Here is a 10066-nt window from a genome sequence, read left to right on the forward strand (position 1 = left end):
GTCACAGGACCTGTGGACGGATCTGCCACGGCTGTCGCGGACGCTCGCTTCGAGCGGGCGAAGGCCATGACCTCGGATGCGACCGGCGGGTCGGTGGATCCTTCGCGGTGGTGGCGGAGCCGGGGAGCGCGGTGGGCGATCGCGGTGGCGATTGCTGTTGCGGGGGTTTGTTATTCGTCGTGGGTGCTGGAGTTCGTGTTGCCGCTGGGGGCGAATCCGGTGCGGTCTTTTCTGAGTGAGCTGGATGCGTGGGGCAAGGTCGACGCGTGGGTGTTCACCGCGGGGGACACGATCACCGGGTCGTTGGCGCTGGTCGCGGGGGTGGCGGGGCTGGTGGCGTTCGCGCGGCGGCGGTTGTCCACGATCGGGTGGGTGGCGCTGGCCTGTTTCGGGGCGTCGACGATCGCCGACGCGCAGTGGCCGCTGCGCACCTGCACACCGGATCCGTGCCCGCCCGAGGACGACGGCATGTTCCCGCAACTACATCAGATCCACGCGTTGACCAGCACGCTCGCGGTGACGTCGATCTTCGTCGCGATGATCGCGTTCAGCGCGGCGGCGTTCCGGTACCGGCGCTGGCCGATTCTGCGGCACAGCGGGCTGTGGATTCTGATTCTCGGATCGGGGGTGACGATCTGGATGCTGATCGCGGACAATCTGCCGGGGAACTACGCCCTCGGCATCGCCCAGCGCATCCAGGTGGGGGCCATGTCGCTGTGGCTGGTCGCGCTGGCCGTGCAGATCTTCGTGGCCGAAAGCACGGTCAGCGGCGGCGCACCCGCACCGCGACCAGCGAACGGGGAGCCGAGGAGGCCAGGAATCCGGACGCGGCCATCGTGAGGAAGACGGCCAGGATGGCGGTCACGGCCAGGAGTTCAGCAACTGTGGTCATGAGTCCACGGTGCCAGCCCAGCCTGTATGTGATCCGTGGGGTTTATCGGTAATTCCTGAGAGTCCGCCGGGCAGGGTGCGGTGTCCGGTCCGGTCGGGCGGCCGGAAAATCGGTTGGCCCGCGCGTGCATTGCTGGCAGCCTGAAAGGTCGTGCCCGGAGCGTGCGACCACGCCTTCGCTGCGCGCGCGAGCAATCTGCCGATGAGGAAGGGGGAGCCTTGTCCGTTTCCGTATCGGAGAACTCGGCTCGTCGGGATATCGATGCGACGAAATTGGTTGTCGCACAGACTGATCCGAGAAAGGGTTCGTTGCGTCGGCTGTGGCCGCAGATCCGCTGGTACCGGCGGGCGATGTTCGTCGCGGCCGCACTGTCCGCAGTGGGCATGCTGTGCGACATCCTGCTTCCGGTGTTGACCGCGCGGATCGTGGACGGTCCGGTCGCGCATCGCCAATTCGGTGCGATCTGGCATCCGTTGCCGCTGGTCGCGATTCTCGCCGCGGTGAGCACCGTGACGTCCTGGATACGCCGCTGGATGGTCTCGGGTCCGGCCAGCCGCCTCGAAGTGGATCTGCGCGCGAACCTGTTCGCTCGCTTGCAGATTCTGTCGGTGGGCGTGCACGACGGCATGGAGTCGGGACAGCTGACATCCCGGGCGATCACCGATATGTCCACGCTGCGAAGGTTTTTCGCCGCCGTGGCGCCCTCGCTGCTGTCCCTGGGGGCGACGCTGTGGATCGGCATCGGTCTGCTGTTCGTGTTCAGCTGGCAGATCGGGCTGGTGGAGCTGGTGATCGAGGTGCCGCTGGTGATCCTGGCGTTGCGGTTCGAGCGCGGCTACGGCCTCGCCTCGCGGCGGGCGCAGGACAAATCCGGTGATCTGGCGACCATCGTGGAGGAGTCGGCGCAGGGTATCCGGGTGCTCAAGGCGTTCGGGCGCGGACCGTGGTTCGGTGCGCGGTTCCGGCGGCAGTCCCGCGAACTGCGCACCCTCGAGCTGGCGAAGGTGCGGCTGGCCGCGACATTGTGGACGGCATTGAACGTGCTGTCCGCGTCGGGAATCGCGGCGGCGCTGGCCATCGGCGGATATCTGCTCGCCGAGCACGCGATGTCGCTGGGCGCGTTGATCGCGGGCATCACGCTGACGACCTATCTGCAGTGGCCGATCATGGGATTCGGCTTCCTGCTGGCGGAATTGGAGCATGCTCGCACGGCGGCCGAGCGGTACTGGGAGGTGATCGACACCCCGGTCGAGATCGTCGATCCGGCCGAACCGGCGGCCCGGCCCACCGAACTGCTGGGTGAATTGTGTTTCGACAACCTTCGATTCCGCTTCCCCGATGCCGAACGCGATCTGCTGCATCGGATTTCGTTGCGGCTGCGCCCGGGTGAGACCGTGGCGGTGGTCGGCGCCACCGGCAGCGGCAAATCCGCGCTGCTGGGGCTGGTTCCGCGACTGTTCGACGTGTCCGAGGGTGCGGTGCGGATCGACGACATCGATGTCCGCGCGCTGCGTCTGGCGGATCTGCGGTCGATGGTGTCGGTCGCGTTCGAGGATCCGGTGCTGTTCTCGGCGAGCGTGCGGGAGAACATCACCCTCGGCTATCCCGAGGCCACCGAATCGCAGGTCCGCGCCGCGCTCGAGGTCGCCTGTGCGGACGGTTTCGTGGATGCGCTGCCGTGGGGTCTGCGCACCCGCATCGGGGAGCAGGGGTTGAGCCTGTCCGGTGGGCAGCGTCAGCGGTTGGCGCTGGCCCGCGCGGTACTGGCCCGGCAGCGGCATCCGGGCGGCCACGTCGTCGTGCTGGACGATCCGCTCTCGGCGCTGGACGTCACCACCGAGAAACAGGTCCAGGACCGCCTGCGCGCGGCCCTGTCCGGCGCCACGGTCCTGTTGGTCGCGCACCGGCCCTCCACGGCTGCCTGGGCCGACCGGGTCGCGGTGCTGGACGGCGGCGAGATCATCGCCGACGGCCCGCACGAGGAACTCCTGGACACCTGCCCCCGCTATCGCGAGCTGATGGGCGGCGAGATCACCGAGGGTGCAACCCCGGCTCCCGCCCGATGATCCCGAACTCCGCAACTTGCTCGACAGGAAGTAAAGATGTCGGAAGATTGTGATAACCAACAACATTCACAACCGAATAGACCCGGGCAGGCTCTGACGACGGAGTCGATCCCGGATTCGCTCACCGTCGCGACCGGTCCGGCCTACCATGGCGTACCTGCGCAGGACTCAGCCACTGCCACAACGGTTTCGGCTTTCAGGAATGGAGCGTCGGGAACGGATGGCGATTCTTCTTCCGCCGCTGCAGGTTCGGATCGCGCCACGCAGCTCGGCTCCGATTCCGCCGCTGCCGCAACGGGTTACGAGCGGACCGAGGAAGACGGTTGGCGCGGTGTCGCAGCCGAGGACGCCGAGGCCACCGAGGAGGTGAATCTCGCGCTGGCGGCTCGGTCGCGGCGGCTGCTGTGGTCGCTGGTGCGGCCGTACCGGGTGCGGGCCGTGGCCGCGGTGCTGCTGGTGATCGTGGACAACACGACGATGGTGGCGGTGCCGTTGTTCGTCGCGCGCGGACTCGATACCGGAGTGCGCAATGCACTGGGCGGGAACTGGATTCCGCTGCTGCTGGCGGTGGCCGGGGTGACCGGCTGTGCGCTGCTGGGCGGGATCACGACCTTCGCCTTCGTGCGGATATCCGGCCGACTGAGTCAGAACGTGCTGTTCGATCTGCGGATGCGGGTGTTCGAGCATGTGCAGCGGCTCTCGATCGCGTTCCACGAGAACTACACCTCCGGCAAGATCGTCGCGCGGCTGACCAGCGATCTGGAATCGCTGGAGGATCTGCTCGACCGCGCGCTCAACGATGCGCTCAGTGCGGTGCTGTCGGTGCTGACCATCGCGGTCGTGCTGGTCTGGCTGGACGTCCCGCTGGCGCTTGTCGTGCTGGCCGGATTCGTTCCGCTGGTGTACGTCACGCGGTGGGCGCAGCGGCATCAGCGCGCGGGCTATCGGCGCACGCGCGGCGCGATCGCCAAGGTCGTGGTGCATTTCGTGGAGGTGATGGCGGGAATCCGTGCGGTGCACGCATTTCGGCGTGAGGAGCGCAACGAGACCCTGCTGGCGCAGGAGGATTCGATCTACTGTGCGGCGAATACCAGTGCGTTGCGCGGTATGGCGACCTATATCGGCTGGGCCCGGCTGATCCAGAACGTCAGCACCGTGTTGATCCTGGTATTCGGGGCGTGGCGAGTTATCCACGGCCACACCGAGATCGGTGTTCTCGCGGCATTCCTGCTGTATCTGCGGCAGTTCTACGGCCCGGTGGACGAACTCGCGCAGGTGTTCAATTCCTATCAGTCCGCGGCGGCCGCGCTGGAACGCGTTTCCGGCGTGCTCGAGGAACAGCCGAGCGTGCCCGAACCCGCGCAACCGCGAGCGCTGGACCGTCCGCGCGGTGAATTGTGTTTCCAGAACGTCGGTTTCGAATATCCGGCGCGCAGAACCCAGGCCGAGGAGGGTGAGGGGCAACCGATCCCCGTGCTGCCGACATTCTCGCTGACCATTCCGGCCGGGCAGATCGTGGCGCTGGTCGGCGCGACCGGGGCCGGGAAGTCGACGCTGGCCAAACTCGTCGCGCGGTTCTACGACCCGTCCCGGGGCAGCGTGCTGCTCGACGGCGTCGATCTGCGCGAGATCTCCGATGTGCGGCTGCGGCGCGCGGTGACCCTGGTGACCCAGGAGTCCTATCTGTTCTCCGGTTCGGTCGCCGACAACATCCGGCTGGGCAAACCCGAGGCCACCGATGCGCAGGTGCATGCGGCCGCCCGCGCGGTCGGGTTCCACGACTTCGCGATGTCGCTGCCCGAGGGGTTCGCCACCGACGTGCGTAAGCGCGGGGGACGGCTGTCGGCCGGGCAACGTCAGCTGGTCGCCTTCGCACGGGTGTTCCTGGCCGATCCGGCGGTGATCGTCCTGGACGAGGCCACCTCCAGCCTGGACATCCCCGGTGAGCGTCAGGTGCAACACGCTCTGGAGACCGTGCTGCGCGACCGGACCGCGGTCATCATCGCCCACCGGCTGTCCACCGTCGCCATCGCCGACCGGGTCCTGGTCCTGGATTCCGGCCGCGTCATCGAGGACGGTACGCCCGCGGACCTGATGGCCGGAACCGGCCATTTCGCCACCCTGCACACCGCTTGGCGCGAATCCCTGGTCTGAGTCCGAACTGCCCACATACCGCCCCCACACCGCCCCGACAGTGCGATATCCGGTCCCCGCATCGCCTGCCGGGGTGGTAAGGCGTCCGCAGTCGCCTACGGTATAGGGGTGAGCAAACCAGCCCAGGGCAATTCGCAGGCCGCCCCGGCGAGCGGCGCCGGCGCGGATGCGCAGCCGACCGTGTCGCGATGGCCCGCGATTCTGACCTGGCGCGCGCACAACGGCAGCCGGATGGAGTCGGTGCGAGTCGTGGTGACCGGCAATCGGATTCGCGCCTCGGGTCGCATCACCGGTGGCGAATGCGCCGATCATCCGGCCTTCAGCGCGTCCTACGACCTGATCACCGACGAGAACGGCGCGACCAAACGCCTGTCGCTGCGCAGCACCGTCGCCGCGGGCGAACAGCACGCCTCGATCGCCCGTGACCAGGAGAACTACTGGCTCATCGACACCGGCGGCACCCATGTGCGCTCCACCTTCGCCGGGGCGATGGACGTCGACGTGGTGCTCAGCCCGTTCTTCAACACCCTCCCGATCCGCCGCCACGCCCTGGCCCGCTCCATCGGCGACGTCGAGGTTCCGGTCGTCTACGTCCGCCTGCCGGAGCTGCTGGTCCAGGAAGCGAGCCTTACCTACTCCGCCGGCTCGGACGGCATCCACGTGCTGTCCCCGGTGTCCAGCGCCACCCTCACCGTCGACCCGGACGGATTCGTGCTGGACTATCCGGGCCTGGCCGAACGGATCTGAGCCCGATCGCCGGTCACTCGGTCGGTTCAGCGCTGCGGATCACCCCGCCGCGCTGACCCGCCTCGTGCAGGCGGTTCAGCCAATCCTGGTCGCCGGGGCGGATATCGGTGATCTCCCAGCGTTCCAGGTCCTCGTAGCGGATGCGTTCGCTGTATCCGGCGTCGATCAGTTCGCCCAGGGTGCCGTCGGCGGCGAGGCTGGTGCGGGCGGCGGTGAGCAGACGCAGGGTGTCGTCCAGGGCGTCCAGCAGGGCGGTGGCGTTCGGTTCGCAGATGGCGCGGACCAGATCGGCCGCGGTGCCCGCGACCCGGGTGCCGTCGCGGAACGACCCCGCGGCCAGTCCCAGCGCCAGATCGCCGCCGCCCGCACCGGCCACGGCCAGCGCCTCGGCCAGCACGTGCGGTAGATGTGAGATCCGCGCGACCGCGCGATCGTGTTCTTCGGCGAGCACCGGCACGACGTCCGCACCGCAGTCCAGCGCCAATTGCGCTACCCGGGACCAGGTCTGCGCATGCGTGCCCGGATCCACGCCGACCGCCCACGGGGCGCCTCGGAACAGGTCGGGAGTCGATGCGGCCCAGCCGGATTCGGAGGTCCCGGCCATCGGATGCCCGCCGACGTACCGTGCGCCGAGTTCGTACCGGTGAACCGCTTCGGCGACGGGCGCTTTCACGCTCACCACATCGGTCAGCGCGCAGCCGGGTGCGAAAAGCCGCACATCGGACAGGATCGAATCCAGGGCGGGCATGGGCACGCCGATCACGAGCAACGCGTCATCGGCCGCGGCACGGCGCAATACGGTCTCGATATCGTCGGAGACGTCGAATCCGTCGGCCCGCGCGGCCCGCACGCCGGTGTGGGAGCGGTTGTACGCCCACGCCTCGTATCCGGTCGCGACGGCCGCGCGAAGCACGGAACCGCCGATCAAACCCGTTCCCAGCACACATATCGCGGATTTCGGCTCGAGGGTCACCGAACCAGATTCGCATACGACTTCAACATTTGAGCCGAAGCGGACTACCGTTGCGGCCATGGCAGCACAGCGCTCGAGCACGAACAGGGCGACGTCGGACGATTACGACGACGTGGAAGGGTTCGCAGTAGCGGTTGTCCGCGAAGAAAGCACCTGGCGATGCAGTCCGCTCAGTTCCGCGGCACTGCATTCCCTGGCCGAGGCCGAGGACGAGTTGCGCGAGCTGCGCAGCACCGGCGCGGTATTCGGATTGCTGGATATAGACGATGAGTTCTTCATCGTGCTGCGGCCCGCACCCACCGGTTCTCGTCTACTCATTTCCGATGCCACCGCGGCGATCGACTACGACATCGCCGCCGATGTGCTCGAGGCCCTGAACGTCGAGATTCCCGATATCGATCCGGATGATCTCGACGACGTAGAGCCTTGGGAGGAGGGCGATCTCGGCGTGTTGTCGGATCTGGGCCTGCCCGAACCGGTGCTCAGCGTGATCCTCGCCGAGAGCGATCTGTACCCGGACGAGCAGCTCGGCATGATCGCCCAGCGGCTCGGTTTCGCCAACGAGCTGTCCGCGGTTCTGGACAAGCTGCCGCGCTGAGGGTGCCGTCCCGGGATGTGCGTGCCGACGAGGAGTTGATCCGCGCGGCCCTGTCCGCGGCGCGCGATGCCGATCCGCGTGACGTCCCCGTCGGCGCGGTGGTGTTCGACGCGTCCGGTCGGGAGCTGGCGCGCGCCGCCAACGCCCGCGAGGCACTGGGCGACCCCACCGCCCACGCCGAGGTGCTGGCGTTGCGCGCCGCCGCCGCGGTCGTCGGCGACAGCTGGCGACTCGAGGGCGCGACCCTGGCGGTCACCCTGGAGCCCTGCACCATGTGCGCGGGCGCACTCGTGCTGGCCCGCGTCCGGCGTCTGGTCTTCGGCGCCTGGGAACCCAAGACCGGCGCGGTCGGCTCGCTGTGGGACGTCGTGCGTGACCGCCGCCTCAACCACCGCCCCGAGGTCCGCGGCGGAGTCCTCGAATCCGATTGCGCCGCAATGCTCGACGAGTTCTTCCGGCAGCAGCGTTGACGACCGGCGGGCGGCGCTCCGAGCGGGGTGAACCTGTCGATTTCGGGATCGGTGGGGTGTTCCGGTAAAGTCACCTGCGGTGGCGTGTCCGAGCGGCCTAAGGAGCACGCCTCGAAAGCGTGTGAGGGGTAACCCCCCTCCGAGGGTTCAAATCCCTCCGCCACCGCCATGAGCCCCTGATCTGTATGTGCAGGTCAGGGGCTTTTTGTCATAGTTCGGGGTGATCGGGTCGCAGATTCCGGACGCCCTCCCGACATAGGGCTTGCTGCCTGTCGTAGCGGTCAAGATGGTCACTGCCATGACCTGCACTGGCGGTTGGACTGAGCAAACCGGGGGGAATGGGGCGTCCGATGAGCAAAGAGCTGAGTGCGATCGACATCGCGCGATGGTTCGTGGCCGAACACACGCCGCATTCCCATCGGTCAGGTTTATGCGGCCGAGGCGGGCAGCGTCAGGCCGCGGACGCTGGACCGGTTCGCGCGGCTTCGCGGGCGGCTTCGGTGAGGATTTGTAGTCCGGCGGCGACCTTGCCGGACATGATGTTCAGTTGTTCGGGCGGGACGGGTGTGCTGGTGGCGGCGGCGTCGGCCAGGTGGTCGCGGACCTGCTCCAACCACAGCTGCGCGAACTGGATGTGGCGGTCGAGTGGCATGGGCACACTCTACCGGCATTCGAACATAAGTTCGAGTGTTTCTCCCGGGGTGTCAGGGCTCGCTCGCGATCGGGAACTGCGTCGACGGTGACCTCCAGCGAATCCAGCCCGCGCAGACCGTTGTTGATCAGGGGCCGGGAGTCGCGGATGTGGAAGCGAGTCACTCGGTCGGCCAATCGTTCCAGCAGGACGCCCATTTCCAGGCGGGCCAGGTGCATGCCGACGCAGACGTGCTCGCCGCGTCCGAAGGCGAGGTGGTCGGCGGGGCGTCTGGTGATGTCGAATCGCGTCGGATCGGGGTAGTGCCGTTCGTCGCGGTTGGCGGAGGCGTACAGCAGTGCGACTCGTGCGCCGGCGGGCAGCGCGACGCCGCCGATCTCGTGGTCGTCGGTGAGTACCCGGCTGAACTGGGGCACAGGGGATTCCAGCCGCAGCGATTCGTTGATCGCATGCGGGATCAGTGATCGGTCCGCGCGCAGCAGATCCCACTGGTCCGGGTGCTCGGCGAACAGCGCGATCGTGTTGGTGATCGCGAGAATGGTCGTGTCCAGACTCGGGGTGATGTAGTCGAGCATCACCATCGGGCACTTCTCGCGCGGGATCTCGCCGCGGTCGGCGGCCTGGTACAGGTGCGCGGCCCAGCCGTCCGGGGCGGCCGGTCCCTGGGTGTCCCAGATCGCCGCGGCCCAGTCCAGCATCTTGGCGCGTGCATGCTCGGGCAGGCCGACCAGATCGGAGACGACGGTCATCGGCAGGTGTTCGGCCAGGTCGGTGACGACCTCGAACCGGCCCCGCTCGACCAGCTCGCCGACGACGCGGTCGGCTTCCGCCTGGATCCGCGGCGTGACCTCGCGCAATCGTCGGCATGGAAACTCCTGTTTTTCCGGGAAGCGTTGCGGCGAAGGTCTTTTCGGATCAGGCGAACTTATCGGGGCTCAGGTAGGTGTCGGTCTTCACGTTGCCCCACTGCACGCGCATCTCGGCCTTGTAATCGTGGCCGGGAGTCGGATTGGCCAGGCCGCCCGGCCGGTAGTAGTGCGGGCCGGTTGCCGCGGGGAAGTCGGTCATGAAAACCCGTACGCCACCGGGCTTTTCGGTGTAGTCCCACAGCCACAGGTGAACGGTGCCCGTCGCGCCGTCGGCGAAATCGGTGTACCCGGTGTAGTTGAGGGTGTCGCCGTCCTCGCTGATGCACACGTGGGAGAACCCCGGGCCGCCGCATCCGCCGTTTCCATTCGCCGAAGCCGTGCCCGTCGACATCGCAACTGCCGCAGCTGTCAACGCAACTCCGCTGAACAGTGCCCCGGCACGGCCGAACTTGGACTTCATCATCTGTCGCTCCTCACGAAAACCTGCCATTGCGAACAGGTATGGGCCTCGCACCGTGGTGGTGGTGAGCAGCCCGTACTGTCTGGACGCCTATACATCGGAGGAAAGCCGCAGAAGCGCAACACCACTCGGCGGCGCGGACCCGGAAACCGGGTTCGTCGACCGCGCAACAGAGCTGGAGACCC

The 10066-nt window shown here is 67.7% G+C and carries 10 protein-coding genes and 1 tRNA gene; 7 read left to right on the plus strand and 4 right to left on the minus strand.

The features are described from left to right. Positions 1–66 precede the first annotated feature (66 nt). From ON40_RS35855 to ON40_RS35870, 4 genes are all read left to right on the plus strand, one after another. Entirely contained in the window at positions 67–840 is a 774-nt protein-coding gene (locus ON40_RS35855) for a DUF998 domain-containing protein (RefSeq protein ID WP_063713156.1), read from the plus strand. A 270-nt stretch (positions 841–1110) separates the two neighbouring features. Then, entirely contained in the window at positions 1111–2958 is a 1848-nt protein-coding gene (locus tag ON40_RS35860) for an ABC transporter ATP-binding protein (protein ID WP_040829760.1), read from the plus strand. A 366-nt stretch (positions 2959–3324) separates the two neighbouring features. After that, the gene (locus tag ON40_RS35865; protein WP_040829777.1) at positions 3325–5112 is read left to right on the plus strand and encodes an ABC transporter ATP-binding protein; all 1788 of its coding nucleotides are present in this window, start codon (positions 3325–3327) and stop codon (positions 5110–5112) included. Positions 5113–5292: 180 nt separating this feature from the next. Then, positions 5293–5859 (plus strand): putative glycolipid-binding domain-containing protein, encoded by a 567-nt coding sequence (locus ON40_RS35870; RefSeq protein WP_040829779.1) that lies wholly within the window; start codon positions 5293–5295, stop codon positions 5857–5859. A gap of 13 nt (positions 5860–5872) precedes the next feature. Here the strand turns inward: ON40_RS35870 and ON40_RS35875 are convergent, their stop codons facing one another. Then, complete coding sequence (locus tag ON40_RS35875; protein ID WP_040829761.1) at positions 5873–6832, minus strand: prephenate dehydrogenase; 960 nt, start codon at positions 6830–6832, stop codon at positions 5873–5875. A gap of 58 nt (positions 6833–6890) precedes the next feature. Between ON40_RS35875 and ON40_RS35880 the strand changes: the two genes are divergently transcribed. The 3 genes from ON40_RS35880 to ON40_RS35890 all read left to right on the plus strand — a co-directional run bounded on the left by ON40_RS35880 (position 6891) and on the right by ON40_RS35890 (position 8069). Then, positions 6891–7430, plus strand: coding sequence for a tRNA adenosine deaminase-associated protein (locus ON40_RS35880; RefSeq protein ID WP_040829762.1), 540 nt, complete (start codon positions 6891–6893; stop codon positions 7428–7430). A 17-nt stretch (positions 7431–7447) separates the two neighbouring features. Continuing rightward, entirely contained in the window at positions 7448–7900 is a 453-nt protein-coding gene (locus ON40_RS35885) for a nucleoside deaminase (protein ID WP_040829780.1), read from the plus strand. 78 nt (positions 7901–7978) lie between these two features. Beyond that, positions 7979–8069 (plus strand) — tRNA-Ser (locus tag ON40_RS35890). A 282-nt stretch (positions 8070–8351) separates the two neighbouring features. On the opposite strand, the gene ON40_RS56315 is transcribed toward ON40_RS35890, so the two are convergent. From ON40_RS56315 to ON40_RS35900, 3 genes are read right to left on the minus strand one after another with little or no spacing between them, the layout of a single operon-like run. Further along, positions 8352–8513, minus strand: coding sequence for a DUF6374 family protein (locus ON40_RS56315; RefSeq protein WP_373282034.1), 162 nt, complete (start codon positions 8511–8513; stop codon positions 8352–8354). Then, on the minus strand, positions 8444–9409 hold the full coding sequence (locus ON40_RS35895; RefSeq protein WP_218008918.1) for a cytochrome P450: 966 nt from the start codon (positions 9407–9409) through the stop codon (positions 8444–8446). Before ON40_RS35895 ends, ON40_RS56315 begins: the two co-directional genes overlap by 70 nt. A gap of 58 nt (positions 9410–9467) precedes the next feature. Beyond that, the gene (locus tag ON40_RS35900) at positions 9468–9884 is read right to left on the minus strand and encodes a hypothetical protein (protein WP_040829763.1); all 417 of its coding nucleotides are present in this window, start codon (positions 9882–9884) and stop codon (positions 9468–9470) included. Positions 9885–10066 lie beyond the last annotated feature (182 nt).

This window comes from Nocardia jiangxiensis NBRC 101359, from assembly GCF_000308615.1.
In the GTDB taxonomy this organism is placed as follows: Bacteria; Actinomycetota; Actinomycetes; order Mycobacteriales; family Mycobacteriaceae; genus Nocardia; species Nocardia jiangxiensis.

Bases quoted from the DNA above. Each gene is read 5' to 3' on its own strand.
- ON40_RS35855 (WP_063713156.1), top strand. From the start codon at position 67: ATGACCTCGGATGCGACCGGCGGGTCGGTGGATCCTTCGCGGTGGTGG.
- ON40_RS35880 (WP_040829762.1), top strand. From the start codon at position 6,891: ATGGCAGCACAGCGCTCGAGCACGAACAGGGCGACGTCGGACGATTAC.
- ON40_RS35900 (WP_040829763.1), bottom strand. From the start codon at position 9,884: ATGATGAAGTCCAAGTTCGGCCGTGCCGGGGCACTGTTCAGCGGAGTT.